We start from the raw sequence: 20,010 nt of genomic DNA on the forward strand, positions 1-20,010 counted from the left end.
TGCAAGGTTGGAGGTTCGGCCTGAGGCCGGATTACATGGCGTGGGCATGAAGAGACTGGCGCTCGCATTCGGGCTGTTGGCGGCCATTTGCGCTTCCGGCGCAGCACAGGCGCAGACCATCAAGCTTTTCCTCAACGACGGGTCGGCGGTCGACCTCTACGAGGAAAAGAAGAGTTATGCGCTGGTCATCGGCATCAACGAATACCGCAAGCAGCGGCGGCTGAATTTCGCAGTCAGCGATGCCCGCAAGGTTGCACGCGAACTGGAGGACAAGGGTTTCGAAGTCATCCTTTATGACGACCCGAACCTGACCGGCGAGCGGCTGAGCGATGCGATCCAGGATTTCATCGACGACTACGGCTATGACGAAAACTCGCGCATCCTGATCTGGTATGCCGGGCATGGCATGACGATCGACGGCGAAGGGTATCTGCTCGGCGTCGACGCGCCGGTGCTCGACATCGATTCCGAGACGCTCGATCAGGACCTGCGCGGGTTCTACAAGTCCGCGGTGCCGCTCAGGACCTTCGGCGTTCACCTGCGCCAGATGCGCACCCGGCATGTGCTCCTGGTACTGGACAGCTGCTTTGCCGGTACGATCTTCACCAATACCCGCGCCAACCCCTCGGTGACGCGCAACCGCGAAATGGCGCGGCCGGCGCGGCAGATCATCACTGCCGGGCTTGCCGGCGAAGAGGTGGCCGACAATGGCCGCTTTGCCGAAATGTTCGTTCGCGCAATCAATGGCCGGCCAGGGCCGAATGGCGAAACGGCGGATCAGAGCCGGGACGCGTATCTGAGCGGCACGGAGCTTGGAAATTTCCTCGCGCTGACCGCGCGGACCGGAGACCAGACGCCGCAATACGGCAAGCTCCGGCGCGAACTCGACAGCGCGGCCGAGCCGAACGGGCTGTTCGTCACCAACCAGCTCGACCTGGAGAAGGGCGAGTTCTTTTTCCTGCTGCCCGAGTTTCAGCCGCCGGTGGATGTGGCCAGCGTCGATACAAACGACCAGACCGCAACGCGCGGACCGGCCCCTGCGATCTGGCGGCCGCTGACGGCCGGAACCCAGATTGCAAATGCGCGGCCGGACCCGGTACCGATTTTCGGCAGCGAACCGCCGGCCGTCGGCGACCGCAAATTTGCGCTCAGTACCGGACAGGTGTTTCCGCCGGCAGGCGACAACACCGTTTTCGAGAAAGCGACGATCGAGGATCAGGAGTGGCTGCGTTTCAAGCGCAACGGACAGGATCATTTCGTGCTTGCAAGCGATGTCGAAATCATCCGCCCGCAATAGGCCCCGCCTGAGCGGCCCGGCCAGGCTGCGCCGAGCAAGTCTGGGCATTGCCATATGTCTCTGCCTATTGCTGCCGACGGCACAGGCATGGGCGCAGAAATTCGCACTCTTCGTCGCGGTGAACGACTATCCCCTGCTTGGCGACGAAGCCACACTCCATGGCCCGGCGAACGATGCCGACCTCATGTCGCGTTATCTTCTGGCGACGCCCGAGCTCGGTTTCAGCCGCGAACGCGTGACGATCCTCGCCAATGGCGGCATCGCGGCCGACGGCGAACCGACACGGCAGGAAATCGGCGACCGGCTCGAAGCATTGGTGCGCACGGTATCGGCCGGCGACTTCGTCTACATCCACTTTGCAGGCCATGGCTCGCGACAGCGGGCTCGAGACCCGCGCACCGAGCCGGACGGGCTGGACGAGATCTTTCTGCCCTCCGATACGGGGCCGGCCGAAGACGGCACCTATCCCAACGCGTTGGTGGATGACGATCTGGGCGCGGCACTCGATGCGATCCGCGCCAGGGGCGCATTCGTCTTCATCCTGTTCGACAGTTGTCATTCGAGCACCGCGACACGCGCCTCCGGCGCGGAACCCGAAGGCACGCAGTACCGCTGGTTGCCGGAGCCGTACGAACCCGGCGAGGTTCCCGGCGCTGCTGACGCCGCTGCGCGCGAGGCAACGCTGGCCGCCGGCGAAAGCAAAGGAGATGCGGGCGGGCTTGTCGCGTTCTACGCCGCGCAGACGATCGAAAAGACACCGGAGATGCCGCTGCCGCGCGATGGCGAACAGGCCACAACCTACGGGCTTTTCAGCTACACAATGCTCAGCGTATTGGCCAAGAACCCTGGTATTACCTATCGCGAGCTAGCACAGGGCATTCTGCACCGATATGCGGCCGGCAATTTCACCAAACCGACGCCTCTCTTCGAAGGCGAGCTCGACCGTGTAGTCTTCGGCGAGACGGACCGTGCACCGCGCCTGGCATGGCCGGTCGCAGTCGATGGCGGCAAGGCGCGGATCGCGGCTGGGGCACTGCAAGGGCTGGAACGCGGCGCCATTCTGGCGCTGCTACCGGACCCGCTGGCGGACGAAGGGCAGGCGCTTGGCTTTTTGAGAGTTCGCACCAACGACCCGCTGGCGGCAGAGGCAACGCCGGCCCGCTATGGCGGCCTCAACCCGCCGGTGCTCGCCGAGCTGCCCGCAACGGCGGTGGCGCGCATCGTCGAAAAGCCGCTGTCGTTCAGGCTGCGTGTCGAACTCACCGCCCTGCCCGGCGGTGCGCATAACGATGCTGCCGCCTATGCGCGTCGCGAGGTGGAGAAGATTGCTGCGGACGAACAGCTTCCCGCCAATCTTGTGGTCGTGCCGCCGGGCGAGCAGGCGGACCTTCAGCTGATCGTTGCATCAACCGGGGAGTTATATCCCAACGAAAGCGGCGGCGAGCCACGGCTGTGGTTCCTGCCGCCGGGCGGCGAGCTGCCGGCCGACGCCCGCGACAAGCCACACTCGATCGGCCTTGCAGGCGGCATGACGCCGGAGCAGCAGGCGCAACTGCGTGAAAACTTCGTCGCCGTGTTCCGGGCGACCAGCCTGGCGCAACTGACAGAGCTTTCCGAACTCGACCGCGGCAAGGTTCGCTTCGGGCTCGAACAGCAGCCAGCGGGTGCCGGCGCGCCACGCAAACTCGAGCGCTCGACCGTTCCGGTTCTGGCGCGCGGCGACCAGCTCATCTTCAGCATAGACAACCAGTCGACCAAAGCGGTGGATGTGGACATGTTATTGATCGGACCGAACTATTCGATCAAACACATGCTTGGCCTGCGCTTCCAGCGCGGCGACAACATCAAAGGCGCGCTTGGCGACATCGCCGATGCGGGCACGGGGTTATGGCGCCTGGTGGTGGTGATGCGCGAGGCAGGCCGCAACTCGGTTCACAGCGACCTGAGCTTTCTCAACCAGATCGGCACGCAGACGCGCGCGCAAGCGGCCACCGGTGCACGCGATTTCGGACAGCTGCTGAAAGATATCGGCGGCGGCGCGGCAACCCGCGGCGCATCGAGCCTGGCCGGCCGCAATGCTCTCAAAGGTTCGCTCGATATCTTCAATCTCGAGGCGGTAGGCGGCTGACGAAGCCCGGCCCGCCTGACCCTGACCAAAACTCCGAGCAGTTGCCGCCGGCCCCTACAGTTCTCCCTGCGCGACCTGCCAGCCGGCCTCACCGGTCCCCGCAGATGGAAGCCGGTCCCACATACTTGTCGCGGCGTTATGGGCGGCGTCGAGTATGTCCTCGGCAATTTCGGTTTCGGGGATTGCGCGAGCGACAATCATTCCGCCGATACACAGCGCAGTGAGCGAAAGAGCCTGGGAGCGCCTGCTTGCTGGGTCCCCTTCCAGATTCATCTCAAACAGCCATGCCATGGCCTCGACCAGACGCCGGTAGCTGTCACGCACACGCGGGCCCGAATTGGCGACGTCGGTGGCGTACGCAATCAAGGGACACTGTCCGTCGCGGTCCCGCAGATGGCGGCGCGACAGGTAGGCATCGACCATCCGTTTTGCCATCACCAGCTGGCAGGCGGCCGGATCGATACCTTCGTCCCGTCGCCACTGCGCGCCGCGCCCGTCGAGAAACCCGATCATGGCATCGGCAAACAGCTCTTCCTTGCTCGTGAAATGAGAGTAGAAGCCTCCGCGCGTCAGATCGGCTTCAGCCATGACCTGGTCGATCGTTACACGATCATAGCCGTGCCGGTTGAACAGAACGCGCGCGGCTTCGAGTATCCGCAGCCGCGTTTTTGACTTGTGATCCTTGGGGTACGGCATAGCCACTTCTCCATATGTCACCAGCCTTAGCAGGAAGCAGAATATGTTCTTGAACATATTCTGCTTCCCCACATTCTACCACTCGGATTCAACTTCAACGTACATATGGAGAGAGACCAATGCCAAAATTTGTTCTCGCGTTCCGGGGCGGCATGCCAAAAAGCCCGGACGAAGGCCAGAAGATGATGACCGAATGGAATGCATGGATGGCCGAGCTCGGCCCAGCCCTGGTCGACAAGGGTGCCGGCTTCGGCAAATCGCATTTTCTCACCGGCCCGGACAGTGAGGGAAAAGCCGGCGACGCGCTTTCAGGTTATTCGCTGGTGGAAGCCAAGGATACCGACGCGGCACTCGCCATGGCGCGCAAGAACCCGATCTTCTCGCTCGGCGGAACGATCGAAGTTGCCGAATGCATGCAGATGTAACGTCAGAAGAGGGGTGAACGAGCACCCCTGGCGAACATTTCCTCGTCAATAGAGCCCATTATGCGCGCCAGAGCATCATGGCGGCAATTCGGGAGAAGGGCCGTGCTGCATCAGCCGGCACGGCCCTGACGCCAAGCACACTTTCACGGACATCGCTGCCCGCCTGCAATGAGGGAATTGTTGTGAAATGGCGCGCCCGAAAGGATTCGAACCTCTGACCCCCAGATTCGTAGTCTGGTGCTCTATCCAGCTGAGCTACGGGCGCGTTGCGGACAGCCAATTGGCCACCGCAATCTCCGGCCAAAGCCGAAGATTGGGCTACCTAGCGAGTGAAGGCCGGAAAAGCAAGAAGCTCCGCCCTCAATTTTTCGAGGGCTGCCAGATTTGCCAGGACCGGCCCTTTGCCGGCGCGCGCCGCAGGACAAGAGTGCGAAACGATACAGGCCAGCGGGTCCAATCCGCTCTCGCGTGGATTATGCAGGCCGGCGCATCGCGGTTCGAGCTTCGTCCAGATTGACCGGCTGATCGGGAATGGTGATGGCGAAGACGGTGCTGCCGCCGATGCTCTCCACAAGCTCCAGCGTGCCGCCATGGGCCCGCACCAGCTCGTTGGCAATCGCAAGGCCAAGCCCGGTTCCGCCGCTGCGAGCCGAACCGCGGAAAGCCGCGAACAGATTCTCCCGCGCTTTCTTCGGCAAACCGGGGCCGGTGTCGGCAACCGTGACCTTGCAGACTGTGCCGGTGCGCTCGGCAGCGATGGTGAGACGCCGTACCAATGCCGCATCCCTATCTCCGGCCATCGCCTGGACGGCGTTGCGGCCGAGGTTGGACAGGACGCGGAAAAACTGCTCGGCGTCGGCATCGATTTCGAGGTCGGGGGCAACTTCATTCACGAACTCGATGCCGGGTGAGGAATCGATGCTCAGCAGTCCGATGACATCATCGACCAGCATGGATAGCCGCACACGGCGGCGCGAGGGTGGCGCTTCCTGCGTGCGGCCATAAGCGAGCACGCCCTCCGTGTAAGCCACGGCGCGGTCGATGGCGCGGACAAGCTTGGGCGCGAAGGTCTGCACAGTTGGATCCTTCACCAGCCGCAGGCGGTCGGAGATGAGCTGCGCCGAGGCCAGGATGTTGCGCATGTCGTGATTGATCTTGGAGACGGCGAGGCCAAGGTCGGCCAGATGTTTCTGCTCGGCAAGGGTGCGCTGCAAGGTCGTCTGCATGCTCGCCAGCTCGCGTTCGGCAACGCCCAGCTCGTCGGCCCGCTCGCGCGGGCTGATGATGCGACCGGCATCCTCCGGCGCCTGAGCAAAGGTCAGCATCGATTGCGTCATGCGCCGCACGGGACGGATCATCATCCGGTTGATTGCGTAGAAGACCAGCGTCGCGGTGATCAGCGAGATCAGCAGCGACAGCCCGGCAACGTTGCGTGAAAAGGTCAGCATCGCCTGGCGTAGTTGCGTGTCCGGAACGATAAGCTCGAATACCTTGTCGCTGTCGCCGACGGGGCCGGTAACCCGCAGCGTCTTGTCGCCACCGTAGAACAGGGTATCGAGCGCACCTGCAATGGCCAGCATCGGGCCGCCGGCCTCCAGATCGATATGCAAATCGACATGCGGCGGCATTTCGGTCACCACCAGCAGGCGCGATTCGCCTTCATCGCGCACGGCGATGGCCTTGGCACCCAGCGACATCAATACGTCGTCCTGCGCCACCTGGGACAGGTCCATCGGGTCGGCATGCATGAGCACGGTTGCGACAGATGCCGCCGTGCCCAACCGCTCACCCAGCCACTGCAGGCGGAAATTCGCTACCGATGGCAGGAATATCAGAACCTCGGCCAGCATCACGAACAACACCGTGAGCAAAAGCAGCTTGGTCGAAAGTCCGCGTGTCAAAGGGACATTGCGGGCACTCTCGCCTCGCGAGTGGCTGCCAGTTTCCTCACCTGCCGACATCGCCGTCCTCAAGCGGTCCTGCGCGCCGCCGGTGCAGGTTCAGCCGAAGCGGCGCAGAAACCGAACCAGCCGGCGCACAGAAGGTTTGCGCGTTGCAGAAGCAAAATAGGTGATTGCCGCGCGTTTGCCAATTTCGGTCATGGTCGGATAGGGCGGCACGTAGGCCGTCATATCCCGCAGAGTGAGCCCCTTGGAGATGGCGAGCGCCCAGATGTTGATCATCTCGCCGGCATTGGCGCCGACGATGCCGGCACCCAGTATGCGGCCACGCTTTCCTGCAATCACCTTGATGAAACCGCCGGTCTTGCGTTCGGCCTGCGCGCGGTCGTTTTCCGCATAGGGCCAGCGCAGCACGGAGAGCTCGCCGCCCTCGCTGACCGCGTCCGCCTCGGTCATGCCGACCTGCGCGAGCTCCGGGTCGGTATATGTCGCCCACGGGATGATGGAGCGGTTTTCTCGCGCCGGGAGGCGAAACAGAAGCGCGCGCACGACAAGCCCGCCATGATAACCCGCCACATGGGTGAACTGCAGGCCGCCGGCAACGTCTCCGATCGCGTAGACCCTGCGATTGGTGGTCCGCAGCTTGTCGCTGACCTTGATGCCACGCCGTTCATAGGCGATGCCGGCGTCGTCGAGGCCAAGGTCCGAAACATTGGCGGAACGGCCCGCGGCAACGAGAATGTGCGAACCGTCGATATGGGTCGCGCCCGACTTGCTCTCGACATGCACGCGCACGCCGGAGCGGCCGCGCTTTTCGGCCTTCACCACCCTGGTGCCTTCGTGGATGACGATGCCTTCGCCGCGCAGGCGCCGCAATGCGATGGCCGCAAGTTCGGGATCGTCCTTGCCCAGCGCGGTCAGCGCCTCGACGACGGTCACGTCGGAGCCCAGCCGGCGATGCGCCTGCGCCATCTCCATACCGATCGGCCCGCCGCCGATGACAATCAGATGGGCCGGCTTGCGCGTCTGTTCGAAGACCGTCTCGTTGGTGAAGTAGCCGACATCCTCAAGACCGGGAATGGGCGGCACCAGCGGCGAAGAGCCTGTAGCGACGACAAAGCGCCGGGCGCGTATCTCGAATTCGCCTGCACGCACGGTCCTGCGGTTGACGAACTTCGCCTCGTCCTGAATGACCCGTACACCGAGCGCGGTGAAGCGCTCCACCGAGTCGTTGGGTGCGATGGCGTCGATGACCGAACGGATGTGCTTGTGCACTTTGCGGAAATCGACTTCGGGCTCGACATCGGAAATGCCGAAGGCGGAAGCCTGGCGCATCGACTGCGCAATTTTTCCGGCGGCGATCATCGCCTTGGAGGGAACGCAACCGTAGTTGAGGCAGTCGCCGCCCATCTTGCCGCGCTCGATGAGTACGACGGGAACACCGAACGCAGCGCAGGCGGCGGCGACGGTGAGCCCGCCGGACCCGCCCCCGATCACACAGACGTCGGGCTTCAATAGCGTGGACATGAAACGGCGATCCTCTTCGATGGCTATTTGCGGGCCAACCGGCCGCGCACCGTGCGCACAATAGTGGGAATTGCGGCGACGACAGCCAGAAATACAAAGGCCAATGTAATCTCAGGCGTGACCAGATTGGCAACCGACGGCTCTTCGCCGGCGGCCCGCGCTGCGTCGAGTACGGAGCCGACGCCCTGCCCGAGCCAGGCATAAGCGAAGGTGCCGGGCAGGATGCCGATGAACGTCGCGGCGACATAGCTGCGCAGCGGCACCTTGAAGAGCGCCGGCACAATGTTGATGACAAAAAACGGGAACACAGGCGCAAGGCGCAGCACGAGCAGGTAGCCGAAAGCGTTTTCCTCAAAGCCATCGGCCAGCCGCGCGGCCGGGCCGCTGACGCGCCGCCGCAAGGCATCGCCAAACGCGCTGCGGGCGGCGAGGAAAAGGAACGTTGCACCGAGGGTTGCCGCGAACGCCACAAGCAACCCGCCCTGAAGCCAACCGAAGAGGAAACCGGCAAAGATCGTCAGCACCGACGCGGCGGGAAACGAAAACGCCGTCGCCAGCACATAAACCACAAAAAAGAGCAGCGGCGCCGCAACGGGGTAATCCGCCACCATCGCCAGCAGCGCGCCGCTGCTTTCGGAGAGATAGCCAAGGCTCAGAAATCGATGCCAGCCCATGGCATATCCGAATGCGAGGCCAGCCAGAACGACCAGAAACGGGAGATACCGCCAGTAACCCTTACCGCCTCGCTCGACGGGCGCATCGTCACCTTGTGGTGCCATGACCTCCTCAGGCCTCGTTGAGTTGCCAATCATATCGGTAGCCCCCGATCGAAGCAGTTTCAATTTGTCGCGCATGCGCCGGATTGGCAAAAGCGAGCCAGTGCCGCTTCAAACCACGGCGGCCGCCGAAATCTCCGGCATACCAAGAGTAGATTTTCGAGGCGGTGATCCTGCCCTTCGAAACGGCGATACCCCGGGGATGATTGACATATTCCGCTGCGCCCTGCGCCAGCAGTGCCTCGACGTTTGGGCCGGTGTAGGCGCGGGTGGCAAGGTTCGGACAGGAGTATGAGGCGCAGTTGAGACCGTAGTGACTGAGGGGGTCCCCGAAGAGCGGCCGAACAATCTCGTGCTCGATGTCATCGAGCGACAGCTCGATGCCCGCAATCGAAAGCAGCTTGCGCGACCACGGCCCGCGCCCGAAGAGCCCGCCTCCGCCCAGGTCGATTTCGCGAATGGAGCCGACCGGGTAATGGTCGAGCACGACTTCCAGCGTCTTGGCGTTGTAGAGGTTGATCCAATAGGCATGCGCCTCGGCGGCCGACAGCCAAGACGGCTCGACCTTGCCCAGCTCTGCAAGGTAAGCGCGCAGCGCGTCCAGTCCTTCTGCCCTGAAACGCCTATAGTTCACGGCATTGTAGCCGCTGCCGTCCGGCACGACATAAGCCTGTAACAAACGATCGAAACCGCTGTGGTCAGCGGCAATGCTTCCGCGCGGCGCAAGCTGCCGCATTGCGGCTCGAGCGACGGTCGGCACTGCTGCCATGGCGGCCACCGCTGCGGTGCCTGCCAGGAGTCGTCGGCGGCTGAAAATCTCGGCGGCGGGGTTCTCGGTCAACGGTCACTTCACTATCAATCTCGGTCGCGTGCTCAAATGAGGCCGGACCGGCAGCCAGGCAAGCACCTCAGCCCGGGTCTCACTGCCTTTTGAGTGCGTTTCCCGATACTTTCACCGAAGCGTGAAAGATCCCGCGCTGCGCCCGCCAACGCAAGGAGCGGTCGGCAAAATGCCGACGATTGACTTCGAGGCCCTTCGTTTCTATAAGCCGCGCACGCTCGGGCGCCCCGTCCGGCGACTGTTTTTTTGCGCACCGGGGCAGCCTGCGACAAACGCTCCTGATCTTGACCATCGAGACAGACCCAAGAAGGGCCGCACACCGCGGTATTGAAACAAATGAAGCGTACCTATCAGCCATCCAAGCTCGTCCGTAAGCGGCGTCACGGTTTCCGATCGCGCATGGCCACCACTGGCGGCCGCAAGGTCGTCGCGGCGCGCCGCGCACGTGGCCGCAAGCGGCTCAGCGCCTGATCAATCCGGAGCCGGGAAGCTGGCCCAAGCGGCAAAACGCGGTCTCCCGCGCAAACTGCGAAAAAGGGCCGAGTTTCTCGCTGCCCGAAAGGGCGAGAAGCGGCGGGGTCCGCTGTTTCTGATGGAAGTACTGGAGCGTGGCGACGACGCGCCGCCACGCTTTGGCCTCACGGTTACGAAAAAAACCGGCCATGCGGTGATCCGGAACAGGATCCGCAGGCGGCTGCGTGAGGCAATTCGCACCCACGCCGCCGATGACATGTCGGGTGGCAATGACTATGTGATCGTCGGGCGGGCCGACATTCTCGAGGCGTCTTTCGACCGGCTCAAGGCCGAACTTTCCCGGCGAATGCGCAAGGCGGGCTGATTACCTAATGATGGAAAATAATCGCAACTTCTTCATCACGATTGCGCTGTCTGTCGCGATCCTGACGCTGTGGCAGGTGTTCTACATGAACCCGCGCATCGAAGCGCAGCAGGAAGCCGCTCGCATCGAGGCGGAACGCCAGGCAAGCGAAGAAGCGACGACCGCCGGAAGCGGCGACCTGCCGTCCGCGCAGGCCCGCACCTCCGGCGATCTGCCTGCCGGGAACGAGACCGCGCCAGGCGGCGACGTGCAGGCCAGCGCAAGCAGCGGCCGCGTGCGCATCGACACGCCCACTCTTTCGGGTTCGATCAATCTGACCGGCGCGCGCCTGGACGAGCTGGTACTCAAGGACTACCGTGTCTCGGTCGATAAAAACTCGGCAAATGTCGAACTGCTGCGCCCGGCCGAAAATCCCAACGGCTATTTCGTCGAGCTCGGTTATCGCGGCGAAAACCTCGACTCCCTGCCCAACAACAACACGGTCTGGTCAGTCTCGGGCGAGCCGGTTCTGACCCCGGCCAATCCCGTCGAGCTCACATTCGACAATGGCGAAGGCCTGACTTTCAAGCGCACGATCGCGGTCGACCAGGCCTATATGTTCACTGTCACCGACAGTGTCTCGAACTCCGGTTCGGCCGCAGCCGATATCACACCCTACGGCCGCACGATGCGGTTCGGCACACCCGAAACCGTCGGCATCTATGTGTTGCATGAAGGTCTGATCGGTGTGACCGGCGAAGAGGGCCTGCAGGAGATCGACTATGGCGATCTTCAGGAAACGCCCGAAATCACACCCGGCAAATCGAACGATGGCTGGCTCGGCTTCACCGACAAATACTGGGCCGTCGCGCTCATTCCACCGCAGGGCAGCTTTCAGCCGACCTACGCCTATTTCGACAACAATGCGCGTCCGCGCTATCAGGCCGCCTATCTCGCCGACCCGGTCTCCGTTCAGCCGGGTACCGCCACCACGATCGAGAGCCGCTTTTTCGCCGGCGCGAAGCAGGTTGCCGATATCGACGCCTATGAAAAGGACCTCGGCATTCGCCAGTTCGACCTGCTGATCGACTGGGGCTGGTTCTATTTCATCACCAAGCCGGTCTTTTATCTCATGGACTGGCTGTTCAAGCTCCTGGGCAATTTCGGCCTGGCCATCCTGGCCACCACGGTCGTGGTCAAGGCCATCTTCTTCCCGCTCGCCAACAAATCCTACAAGTCGATGGCGAACATGAAGAAGGTACAGCCTGCCATGTTGGAAATTCGCGAGAAATACGCGGATGACCGCATGAAGCAGCAGCAGGCGATGATGGAGCTCTACAAAAAAGAGAAGATCAATCCGCTGGCCGGCTGCTGGCCGATCCTGATCCAGATTCCGGTCTTCTTCGCGCTCTACAAAGTGCTCTACGTCACCATCGAGATGCGGCATGCGCCCTTCTTCGGCTGGATCCAGGATCTGTCGGCTCCAGACCCGACATCGGTCTTCAATCTCTTCGGCCTGCTGCCCTATGACGTGCCGTCATTCCTGTTGATCGGCATCTGGCCGCTCATCATGGGCATCACGATGTTCCTGCAGATGCGCATGAACCCGACACCGCCGGACCCGACGCAGGCGATGATATTCAACTGGATGCCGGTGGTGTTCACCTTCATGCTGGCCACCTTCCCGGCCGGCCTGGTGATCTACTGGGCCTGGAACAACTTCCTGTCGATCCTGCAGCAGGGCGTTATCATGAAGCGCCAGGGCGCCAAGATCGAGCTTTGGGACAATCTGGTCGGGCTGTTCAAGAAGAAGCCCACCCCGGCCGAATAACAACGGCGAACTAACGAATTGGCCCCGCTCCGGCGGGGCTGATGCTTGATGTTCCCGGGAAAATCGCTAATCCAACGAGGGATATCGGCGTCCCTGGGTGCGCCTGATTGGCGCCGCTTGGAGGTTGCATGTACGGGCCTAAGCCGGAAATCAAACATCCGATCGAGATGCATCCGCGGGTCGGCTTTCTCAGCCCTCTGGTCGATGCGCCTAATATCGAGGTCGGCGACTATACCTATTACGACGATCCCGACGGACCCGATACGTTTCAGTCGAAATGCGTTCTGCACCATTATCCCTTTATCGGCGACAAGCTGATTATCGGACGCTTCTGCGCCATCGCGGAAGGCGCGCGTTTCATCATGAACGGCGCGAACCACGCCATGTCGGGCTTCTCGACATACCCGTTCAACATATTCGGCCATGGCTGGGAAAAGGGGTTCGACCCCGACACATGGACGCGTGAACTGCGCGGCGACACGGTGGTCGGCAACGATGTCTGGATCGGCATGGAAGCGATCATCATGCCAGGCGTCACGGTCGGCGATGGCTCCATCGTTGCGGCACGCTCGGTGGTTACCCGCGACGTGCCGCCCTTCGCGATCGTGGCCGGTAACGCCGCGGAAGTGGTCAAGATGCGGTTCGACGCCGGCACGATACGCCGGCTGCTCGAGATCTCCTGGTGGGATTGGGATGCCGAAAAGATCACCCGCAATCTCGATGCGATCAGAGGCGCCGACATCGCCGCGCTCGAGGCAGCCGCTTGAGCGTGGAAGCGACAGTCTTTGCGCAGCCGTGGGTCTTCATCCGCGGCGTGCCTTCGATGAAGTTCCTGCCACCTGAGGGGCCGCCGGAAATCGCTTTTGCCGGCCGCTCCAACGTCGGCAAGTCGTCGCTCATCAACGCGCTGCTCGGTCGCAAGGGCCTCGCACGGACATCGAACACACCCGGACGCACGCAGGAACTGAATTATTTCGTGCCGGATGGCCACGCGGGCAGCGCCGACGACCTGCCGCCGATGGCGCTGGTCGACATGCCGGGCTACGGCTATGCAAAAGCGCCGAAAGAGACCGTGGAACAATGGACCCGGCTCGTCTTCGACTATCTACGCGGCCGCGTGACGCTGAAGCGGGTGTATGTCCTAATCGATGCCCGCCACGGGCTCAAAGCCAATGACGAGGAGGTGCTCGACCTTCTCGACAAGGCTGCGGTCTCCTACCAGATCGTGCTGACCAAGACCGACAAGATCAAGCCGCCGGCAGCGAAACGGCTCGTCGCGGAAACCTTGGAGAAGATCCGCCGCCGGCCAGCCGCCTTTCCGGAAGTCGTTGCGACATCCTCAGAAACGGGCAGCGGGCTGGACGAGCTGCGTTTGGCGATCGCGCTTGCGCTGAACTAGGCCGACCGCGGCTCCCATGCGGAGATTAGGGCGCCTATTCTCCGCATAATGTGCGGTGAATAGCCTCGCCGGCCTCGCTACTTAAGCCTGTGACGGCTTGAAGCTCAGTGCCAGTCCGTTGATGCAGTGGCGCTTGCCAGTGGGCGGCGGACCATCGTCGAAGATGTGGCCGAAATGGCCGCCGCAGCGGCGGCAGTGGCACTCCGTGCGCCGCATGAAAAGCGAGTTGTCGGGTTTGGTGCCGACGGCATTCGGCAGCGCTTCCCAGAAACTCGGCCAGCCAGTGCCGGAATCGTATTTCGTATCCGAGGGATAGACCGCAAGGTCACAGCCGGCACAGTGGAATGTGCCTGCGCGCTTTTCATTGTTCAGCGGGCTCGTGAACGGCCGCTCGGTCGCTTCCTCACGCAGCACCGAGAACTGTGCAGATGTGAGGATGGTACGCCACTCGTCCTCACTCCTGGTGATCTCGAAACTGCCTTCGGCGGCAGCTTGTGCCGACGTCATGGCGCGACCTCCGAAAAGCGCGGCTCCTCCGGCAAGAAGCGTCAGGGCTCCCGTTCCATAAAGAAGTTCGCGTTTGTTCATGCTGGGATCTCCTTGTCGTCGGGACGGGCATACACCGGCCAGGCGCTCGCGAAACAATCAACTTGGCTTGAGCGGGCCGGCGTGGATCGCCCCGCCATGCGCTACGGGTGCAGCACGGCGCAGAGCGGGGCGAGAATGCCGCGCGGCGGCGTACGGGGATCGGGAGCGCCGCGCGGCCGTTTCGTCAGGCCTTCGGCAGAAGAACCTTGTCGATCACGTGGATGACGCCGTTCGACTGGTCGACGTCGGCGATGGTGACGGTCGCCACATTGCCGTTCTCGTCGGTGAGCGTGATGTTATCGCCATCCATCTTGGCCTGCAGGGTGCAGCCGCCGACGGTCGGAACCGGGTGGTTGCCGCCATCATCGGCGATCATGCCCTGGATTGCGTCGGACATGGCATCGGCCGCGACGACGTGACAGGTCAGGATCTTGGTCAGCTGATCCTTGTTTTCGGGCTTCAGCAGCGTGTCGACTGTGCCGGCGGGCAATTCATCGAACGCCGCGTTGACCGGTGCAAACACGGTGAACGGACCGGGACCCTGCAGGGTTTCGACCAGGCCAGCAGCCTTCACGGCCGCAACCAGCGTGGTGTGGTCGGCCGAATTCACGGCGTTCTCGACGATATTCTTGTCGGCATACATGGCGGCGCCGCCGACCATCGGATTTTCCATGGCATAGGCAGCGCCAGCGATGGCAGCTGCTGCAACAGCACCGGAAAGAAAAGCGGAAGTGAACTTACGCATTGGGGTAACTCCTCTGTTTCCCTGTTTTGGGCCCTGTGGGGTTGGGCAAGAGAAGCAACGCGGGCATGTGGAGAAAGTTTCGGCTCGCCGCACATTTTTTGCGAACCTCCTGGAAACAAACAGGAAAAAGGGTGCCTACAAAGCACCCTCCCCGACTGCGCCAGGCGAAAAATCAGATGGTTGTGAGATCGCCGACGGCGACCACGGGCCCGGTCGGGGCGCCCGTCGGCGAGCCGCCGAGAGGTTCAAGGCTGATTGCGAAAGCCGCGCCAGCCTCGATGCGGCGCTTGAGCTCGCCGGCCACTGCCAGATGCACATTGGATCCGACCGGTATGACGCCGAGCGATGCGGGCGCATTGCCGCCTTCGATGACCCAGAGTTCGAAATCGCGCCCCTCGGCGCGGGCGCCGGTCACGTGCGACAGGCCGACATCCGATTTGGCGGCGTCATAGACAACGAAGTAATGCACATCGGTGTCGTCATGCGACAGCGATGCGACCAGCCGCTCGGTGGTGATGCTGCCCGGATCGACCAGCAGATAGGGAATGGCAAGCGCGACGACCATCGCGACCAGCGCCGCGGCCGTAGCCGTACGCCAGAAGGCGAGGCTGTTCCAGAAACCAACACGCCCGGATGGCGCTGCACTACCGGCAAACAGCCTGCTGTCCAGCGCCTGCTTCAGGTCCGCCGGCGGCTCGACCGGCTCAAAAGCCTCAGCCATGCCGGAAAGCCTGACCTCCCAGGCGTCAACTTCGCGGGCAAATGCGGGATCGGAATCGATGCGTGCGGCTGCCTCGCGCCGCTCGGCATCCGGCAGGACGCCGAGAACATATTCGGCAGCGAGCATGTTCTCGCCTCCGTTCTGTTCCATGTCCCTGTCGTCCACCGGTGTCATCGTTCCAGACACTCCCTGAGTTTCAGCAGGCTGCGCCGCAGCCAGGTCCGCATCGTGTTGAGCGGCACCGCGTACCGCTCCGCAAGTTCGGCGTAACTGTCGCCATTCAGATATGCACCGCGCACGGCATCCGCGCGATCGGCCTCCAGTTCATCGAGGCAGCTGTCGATCGCCAGCCGTTCCCCGCCGGCAACCGCCATAGCCTCGGGTCCGGGGGCGGGGTCGGCGACATCCAGCGCCTCATCAATATCGTCCGCGGCGGGGCGGCGAGCGCGAATCCGGTCGATCGAATGATTGCGCGCCACGGCCGCCAGCCACGAGATCGGGCTGAGATCGGAGACGGCGAAGCGATCGGCCTTCGTCCATATCTTGACGAAAACCTCCTGCAGCGCCTCATCGGCCTCCGCCCGGTCATTCAAGATACGCAGGCACACGCCATATAGTTTCGCGCTCGTTTGCCGGTAAAGCAAATCGAACGCTGCGCGGTCACGCATCGAGACCCGCACTATGAGCTTGGAAATGTCCTGTGGCGTCATTGGGGTCAGATTAGAGGCTCCGTGTGCATTTGCAATGAGGCAGATGGCGGCACGCGACAGCGTTGCGCCTCGTCACCTGCCATCCTACGTTCCCCCATCAGCGGAGGGGTTCATGGGCATCGACAAATTACTTTGGTCGCACGACGCGACTTTTCTCGCACAACAGGTCAACAAGGGAGCACTCGATCCTGTAGAACTGGTCGACGCGGCAATAGCGCGCGCCGAGCTGGTCAACCCCGAACTCAACGCAGTGGCCGAGAAGCTCTACGACCGGGCGCGGGAACGCGCAAAAACCGTTGACCGCAAGCTGCCGCTTGCCGGTGTTCCGTTTGCGATCAAGGATCTGGCTATCGCACAGCGCGGCGTGGCAACACATTCGGGCAGCCGCGTGGAGCCATTTGTGCCGGATTTCGATTCCGTTCTCACGGAGCGCTACCTTGCGGCCGGTCTGGTTCCTGTCGCGACCAGTACGAGCCCGGAGCATGGGCTGCGGCTGGTTACGGAGTCCAAGGCGTTCGGCCCGACGCGCAGCCCCTGGAACACCAGCCACACAACCGGCGGCTCGTCTGGCGGATCGGCGTCTCTGGTTGCCGCCGGGGTGGTGCCGGCGGCACATGCATCGGACGGCGGCGGGTCGATCCGGGTGCCGGCGGCGACGACAGGACTTGTCGGTATGAAGGTGTCGCGCGGCCGGGTGCCGCTGACGCCGGTTGCGTCGGAAAGCTGGTACGGCTTCGTGGTCGATCACGCGGTCACACGCTCGGTGCGCGACAGCGCTCTTTTGCTCGATCTCACCCATGGGCCTGACCCGCTTTCGCCCTATCAGGCCTTTGAGCCGCAAAAGGGCTCGTTCCTGCAGGCGGCAAAGAGGAAACCCGGCAAGCTGGCCATCGCGGTTTACCGCGCATCGCCGCTCGGCCTGCCTGTTTCAGACGAGACGATGGCCGCGCTAGATGCAGCAATAGCGCTTGCACGCGAAGGCGGACACAGCGTGGAAGAGATCGACCTGCCGATGGCCAACCGCGCCTTCATCGCAGATTTCGCCCGCTCAGTCGCTTCGTCGGTTGCCGGGCAGATGCGACTCGAGGCAACGCGCGTCGGCCACAGCGTGATCGGCGAAATCGAGCGCGCGACGCGGGTGCTGGCGCGGCTGGGCGGTCTGCTGTCGGCCGGCGAGGTCTATGAAGGCGTTCAGCGGCTGCATGCGGCCTCACACCAGCTGATCGCGGCGACGGCCAAGTATGACGCGGTGCTGATGCCGGTCATCGCGCATCCGCCGGTCAAGGTCGGCGAGATGGACGCCACCGGCATGGACGAGGTTCTGGAAAGCCTCCTCGACAAGCTGCATCTGACCCGGCTGCTCAAGCTTGACGCATTTCTCGGCCAGTTGATGGACAAGAGCCTTTGGTTCACGCACTGGACACCGATCCAGAACGTGACCGGACAACCGGCCATCTCGCTGCCGGTCCATGTCACGAAAACCGGGCTGCCGATCGGCATCCAGGCGGTCGGACGCCCGGGCGACGAGGAGACCCTCTATTCACTCGCCGGGCAGATCGAGAAACTCTCGGGATGGCTCGATCGCCGCGCACCATTTCACGTGCCGCAATAGGCTATCCGCCGTTTGCGGGTGACCGCGAATGCCGGTATGAGACTGGCGATATTTCCCGCCGAGGATGAAATGACTACCGACACTGCCGCCAATCCCGCAGAACAGGCAAGGCTACTCTCCGCCGCCCTGCCCTACATGCAGCGCTACGAGAACAAGACCGTCGTCATCAAATATGGCGGCCACGCAATGGGCGATGCCGGTCTCGGCCGCGCCTTCGCGCGCGATGTCGCTCTGTTGAAGCAGTCGGGCGTCAATCCGATCGTTGTGCATGGCGGCGGCCCGCAGATCGCGGCGATGCTCGCCAAGATGGGTATTGAATCGAAGTTCGAGGGCGGGTTGCGGGTCACCGATGCCAAGACCGTCGAGATCGTCGAGATGGTTCTCGCCGGCTCGATCAACAAGGAGATCGTTGCGCTCATCAACGCCGAAGGCGAATGGGCGATCGGCCTGTGCGGCAAGGACGGCAACATGGTCTTCGCCGAAAAGGCGCACAAGACCGTGCGCGACCCCGACAGCAATATCGAGCGTGTACTCGATCTGGGATTTGTCGGCGAGCCGGCCGAGGTGGACCGCACATTGCTCGACCTGCTTGCAGGGTCGGAGATGATCCCGGTGATCGCGCCCGTGGCGCCCGGCCGCGACGGGCACACCTACAACGTTAACGCCGACACCTTCGCCGGCGCGATTGCTGGTGCCGTGCAGGCCTCGCGCCTCCTGTTCCTCACCGACGTGCCCGGCGTTCTGGACAAGGACAAGAAACTGATCGACGAGCTGACGGTTTCAGAAGCAAAGGCGCTGATCGCCGACGGCACGATCGCCGGCGGGATGATCCCCAAGGTGGAAACCTGCATCGAGGCGATCGACCGCGGCGTCGAAGGTGTGGTCATCCTGAACGGCAAGACGCCGCATGCGGTGCTTCTGGAGCTGTTCACCGAACATGGCGCCGGCACGCTGCTGGTGCCCTAGCTACTGCGCCGCTCGTCTTTCGCCATAAGGGCTTCCGGTTCTACTTCTACTCGAACGAAGGGTATCCCAGGGAGCCTCAGCACGTACACGTGATGAACGACGGCGTGGATGCCAAGTTTTGGCTTTGGCCCGAAGTTAGCGTGGCTTACAATGACTGTTTCAATGCAAAGACGCTTCGCGAACTCGTTGAGGTCATAGAAGTGCGCAGAACAGAGATTGCACAAGCTTGGGATAACCACTTTGGCTAAGGCAACCAGCGTCAGTTTCGATCAGGACAGCATGTGGGTCGACCTTTCGGATGGAAGGCGGCTTGCAGTGCCGCTGGCCTGGTTTCCGCGCCTGCTCCACGCTTCGCCTGCCGAGCGTGAGGATGTAACGATCAGCACGCGCGGCCTGCATTGGGACAAGCTTGACGAAGACATTTCTGTCGATGGGCTGCTTGCAGGGCGAGGCGACCAGACACAGCCAGCGCCACAGGCAGCAGCGGAATAGATTACCGCCGCAGGTGCCCGAGCGGCACGCGGTAGGGGCCCTTGATATTCGACAACACGAGTTGGGTGTGCACGTCGCGCACGCCCTTCAGCCGCATCAGACGCTTCATAATGAACTCGTTGAGGTCGTCGACGGTGGGTACCATGACGTGCATCAGGAAGTCGTGGTCGCCGGTCATCGTCCAGCAGGACGTCACCTCGTCCATATCCTGAACCGCGGCGATGAACAGCTCCGGCGACTCGTCGCTGTGGCTGACCAGCCGCACCTGAACGAACACTTCCACCGCCAGACCCACCGCACGGCGGCTGATGACGGCCTGAAAGCCTTTCAGAATGCCCGTTTCGCGCAGTGAATCGAACCGGCGCGCGCAAGGCGTGGTCGACAGGCCGATTTCCTGCGCCAGCTCCGAGACCGGCTTGCGGCCGTCTTTCTGCAGCGCTTCGAGCATCGCAACTTCAAATTCATCCAACCGAGGCATTTCAACTCCATTCCGTCATCTCTCGAGTGAATATACCTCCGTTCGCCATTCTGCGCGCCC

At 62.8% G+C, this 20,010-nt stretch carries 21 protein-coding genes, 1 tRNA gene and 1 pseudogene; 12 read left to right on the plus strand and 11 right to left on the minus strand.

The features are described from left to right. The first annotated feature begins 46 nt into the window (after nt 1-46). On the plus strand, nt 47-1,297 hold the full coding sequence (locus tag EP165_RS03910; protein WP_245440057.1) for a caspase family protein: 1,251 nt from the start codon (nt 47-49) through the stop codon (nt 1,295-1,297). A gap of 67 nt (nt 1,298-1,364) precedes the next feature. Then, nucleotides 1,365-3,425, plus strand: coding sequence for a caspase family protein (locus tag EP165_RS03915; protein ID WP_164742948.1), 2,061 nt, complete (start codon nt 1,365-1,367; stop codon nt 3,423-3,425). Nucleotides 3,426-3,479: 54 nt separating this feature from the next. Here EP165_RS03915 and EP165_RS03920 read toward each other — a convergent pair whose 3' ends face one another. Further along, nucleotides 3,480-4,178, minus strand: a complete 699-nt coding sequence (locus EP165_RS03920; protein WP_245440000.1) for a TetR/AcrR family transcriptional regulator — start codon at nt 4,176-4,178, stop codon at nt 3,480-3,482. A gap of 62 nt (nt 4,179-4,240) precedes the next feature. Here EP165_RS03920 and EP165_RS03925 point away from each other — a divergent pair, with 62 nt between their 5' ends. Beyond that, the gene (locus tag EP165_RS03925; protein WP_127520232.1) at nt 4,241-4,546 is read left to right on the plus strand and encodes a YciI family protein; all 306 of its coding nucleotides are present in this window, start codon (nt 4,241-4,243) and stop codon (nt 4,544-4,546) included. A 188-nt stretch (nt 4,547-4,734) separates the two neighbouring features. Here the strand turns inward: EP165_RS03925 and EP165_RS03930 are convergent. From EP165_RS03930 to EP165_RS03950, 5 genes are all read right to left on the minus strand, one after another. Then, nucleotides 4,735-4,811 (minus strand) — tRNA-Arg (locus EP165_RS03930). A gap of 208 nt (nt 4,812-5,019) precedes the next feature. Continuing rightward, nucleotides 5,020-6,507, minus strand: a complete 1,488-nt coding sequence (locus tag EP165_RS03935) for a sensor histidine kinase (protein ID WP_127520233.1) — start codon at nt 6,505-6,507, stop codon at nt 5,020-5,022. Nucleotides 6,508-6,546: 39 nt separating this feature from the next. After that, complete coding sequence (locus tag EP165_RS03940; RefSeq protein WP_127520234.1) at nt 6,547-7,974, minus strand: dihydrolipoyl dehydrogenase family protein; 1,428 nt, start codon at nt 7,972-7,974, stop codon at nt 6,547-6,549. Between the two features lie 23 nt (nt 7,975-7,997). Continuing rightward, a complete protein-coding gene (locus EP165_RS03945) occupies nt 7,998-8,753 on the minus strand; it encodes a TVP38/TMEM64 family protein (RefSeq protein ID WP_127520235.1) in 756 nt (251 codons plus the stop codon). Nucleotides 8,754-8,760: 7 nt separating this feature from the next. After that, a complete protein-coding gene (locus EP165_RS03950; protein WP_127520236.1) occupies nt 8,761-9,591 on the minus strand; it encodes a DUF547 domain-containing protein in 831 nt (276 codons plus the stop codon). Nucleotides 9,592-9,927: 336 nt separating this feature from the next. Between EP165_RS03950 and rpmH the strand changes: the two genes are divergently transcribed. From rpmH to yihA, 5 genes are all read left to right on the plus strand, one after another. Continuing rightward, complete coding sequence (gene rpmH, locus EP165_RS03955) at nt 9,928-10,062, plus strand: 50S ribosomal protein L34 (protein ID WP_127520237.1); 135 nt, start codon at nt 9,928-9,930, stop codon at nt 10,060-10,062. 19 nt (nt 10,063-10,081) lie between these two features. Continuing rightward, nucleotides 10,082-10,429 (plus strand): ribonuclease P protein component, encoded by a 348-nt coding sequence (rnpA, locus tag EP165_RS03960; RefSeq protein ID WP_127520792.1) that lies wholly within the window; start codon nt 10,082-10,084, stop codon nt 10,427-10,429. 10 nt (nt 10,430-10,439) lie between these two features. Further along, nucleotides 10,440-12,239, plus strand: a complete 1,800-nt coding sequence (gene yidC / locus EP165_RS03965) for a membrane protein insertase YidC (RefSeq protein WP_127520793.1) — start codon at nt 10,440-10,442, stop codon at nt 12,237-12,239. Between the two features lie 128 nt (nt 12,240-12,367). Then, nucleotides 12,368-13,006, plus strand: coding sequence for a CatB-related O-acetyltransferase (locus tag EP165_RS03970; RefSeq protein WP_127520238.1), 639 nt, complete (start codon nt 12,368-12,370; stop codon nt 13,004-13,006). After that, a complete protein-coding gene (yihA, locus tag EP165_RS03975) occupies nt 13,003-13,638 on the plus strand; it encodes a ribosome biogenesis GTP-binding protein YihA/YsxC (protein WP_127520239.1) in 636 nt (211 codons plus the stop codon). The genes EP165_RS03970 and yihA overlap by 4 nt, the downstream gene beginning before the upstream one ends. A gap of 81 nt (nt 13,639-13,719) precedes the next feature. Here yihA and msrB read toward each other — a convergent pair whose 3' ends face one another. The 4 genes from msrB to EP165_RS03995 form a co-directional block, all read right to left on the minus strand. Next, complete coding sequence (gene msrB, locus EP165_RS03980) at nt 13,720-14,226, minus strand: peptide-methionine (R)-S-oxide reductase MsrB (RefSeq protein ID WP_127520240.1); 507 nt, start codon at nt 14,224-14,226, stop codon at nt 13,720-13,722. A gap of 184 nt (nt 14,227-14,410) precedes the next feature. Further along, entirely contained in the window at nt 14,411-14,971 is a 561-nt protein-coding gene (locus EP165_RS03985) for a fasciclin domain-containing protein (RefSeq protein ID WP_127520241.1), read from the minus strand. Between the two features lie 172 nt (nt 14,972-15,143). Continuing rightward, the gene (locus tag EP165_RS03990) at nt 15,144-15,866 is read right to left on the minus strand and encodes an anti-sigma factor (RefSeq protein ID WP_206075859.1); all 723 of its coding nucleotides are present in this window, start codon (nt 15,864-15,866) and stop codon (nt 15,144-15,146) included. After that, nucleotides 15,863-16,402, minus strand: a complete 540-nt coding sequence (locus EP165_RS03995) for a sigma-70 family RNA polymerase sigma factor (RefSeq protein WP_127520243.1) — start codon at nt 16,400-16,402, stop codon at nt 15,863-15,865. The genes EP165_RS03990 and EP165_RS03995 overlap by 4 nt, the downstream gene beginning before the upstream one ends. Before the next feature lie 112 nt (nt 16,403-16,514). Here EP165_RS03995 and EP165_RS04000 point away from each other — a divergent pair, with 112 nt between their 5' ends. From EP165_RS04000 to EP165_RS04015, 4 genes and pseudogenes are all read left to right on the plus strand, one after another. Continuing rightward, nucleotides 16,515-18,014, plus strand: a complete 1,500-nt coding sequence (locus tag EP165_RS04000; RefSeq protein WP_127520244.1) for an amidase — start codon at nt 16,515-16,517, stop codon at nt 18,012-18,014. 69 nt (nt 18,015-18,083) lie between these two features. Next, a complete protein-coding gene (gene argB / locus EP165_RS04005; RefSeq protein ID WP_127520245.1) occupies nt 18,084-18,980 on the plus strand; it encodes an acetylglutamate kinase in 897 nt (298 codons plus the stop codon). Between the two features lie 41 nt (nt 18,981-19,021). Continuing rightward, nucleotides 19,022-19,228 (plus strand): annotated as a pseudogene (locus tag EP165_RS20635) (DUF4160 domain-containing protein); the annotation flags it as partial. After that, a complete protein-coding gene (locus tag EP165_RS04015) occupies nt 19,221-19,472 on the plus strand; it encodes a DUF2442 domain-containing protein (RefSeq protein ID WP_281039987.1) in 252 nt (83 codons plus the stop codon). The pseudogene EP165_RS20635 and the gene EP165_RS04015, both read left to right, overlap by 8 nt. Before the next feature lies 1 nt (nt 19,473). Here EP165_RS04015 and EP165_RS04020 read toward each other — a convergent pair whose 3' ends face one another. Further along, on the minus strand, nt 19,474-19,950 hold the full coding sequence (locus EP165_RS04020; protein WP_127520246.1) for an Lrp/AsnC family transcriptional regulator: 477 nt from the start codon (nt 19,948-19,950) through the stop codon (nt 19,474-19,476). Between the last annotated feature and the right edge of the window lie 60 nt (nt 19,951-20,010).

The sequence above is a fragment of the Mesorhizobium sp. Z1-4 genome, from assembly GCF_004000235.1.
Taxonomy (GTDB): domain Bacteria; phylum Pseudomonadota; class Alphaproteobacteria; order Rhizobiales; family Rhizobiaceae; genus RCIO01.

Bases quoted from the DNA above. Each gene is read 5' to 3' on its own strand.
- EP165_RS03910 (WP_245440057.1), top strand. From the start codon at position 47: ATGAAGAGACTGGCGCTCGCATTCGGGCTGTTGGCGGCCATTTGCGCT.
- EP165_RS03940 (WP_127520234.1), bottom strand. From the start codon at position 7,974: ATGTCCACGCTATTGAAGCCCGACGTCTGTGTGATCGGGGGCGGGTCC.
- argB (WP_127520245.1), top strand. From the start codon at position 18,084: ATGACTACCGACACTGCCGCCAATCCCGCAGAACAGGCAAGGCTACTC.
- EP165_RS03995 (WP_127520243.1), bottom strand. From the start codon at position 16,402: ATGACGCCACAGGACATTTCCAAGCTCATAGTGCGGGTCTCGATGCGT.
- rpmH (WP_127520237.1), top strand. From the start codon at position 9,928: ATGAAGCGTACCTATCAGCCATCCAAGCTCGTCCGTAAGCGGCGTCAC.
- EP165_RS03985 (WP_127520241.1), bottom strand. From the start codon at position 14,971: ATGCGTAAGTTCACTTCCGCTTTTCTTTCCGGTGCTGTTGCAGCAGCT.
- EP165_RS03990 (WP_206075859.1), bottom strand. From the start codon at position 15,866: ATGACACCGGTGGACGACAGGGACATGGAACAGAACGGAGGCGAGAAC.
- EP165_RS03935 (WP_127520233.1), bottom strand. From the start codon at position 6,507: ATGTCGGCAGGTGAGGAAACTGGCAGCCACTCGCGAGGCGAGAGTGCC.
- EP165_RS03920 (WP_245440000.1), bottom strand. From the start codon at position 4,178: ATGTTCAAGAACATATTCTGCTTCCTGCTAAGGCTGGTGACATATGGA.
- msrB (WP_127520240.1), bottom strand. From the start codon at position 14,226: ATGAACAAACGCGAACTTCTTTATGGAACGGGAGCCCTGACGCTTCTT.
- EP165_RS04000 (WP_127520244.1), top strand. From the start codon at position 16,515: ATGGGCATCGACAAATTACTTTGGTCGCACGACGCGACTTTTCTCGCA.
- EP165_RS03945 (WP_127520235.1), bottom strand. From the start codon at position 8,753: ATGGCACCACAAGGTGACGATGCGCCCGTCGAGCGAGGCGGTAAGGGT.
- yidC (WP_127520793.1), top strand. From the start codon at position 10,440: ATGGAAAATAATCGCAACTTCTTCATCACGATTGCGCTGTCTGTCGCG.
- EP165_RS04020 (WP_127520246.1), bottom strand. From the start codon at position 19,950: ATGCCTCGGTTGGATGAATTTGAAGTTGCGATGCTCGAAGCGCTGCAG.
- EP165_RS03970 (WP_127520238.1), top strand. From the start codon at position 12,368: ATGTACGGGCCTAAGCCGGAAATCAAACATCCGATCGAGATGCATCCG.
- EP165_RS03925 (WP_127520232.1), top strand. From the start codon at position 4,241: ATGCCAAAATTTGTTCTCGCGTTCCGGGGCGGCATGCCAAAAAGCCCG.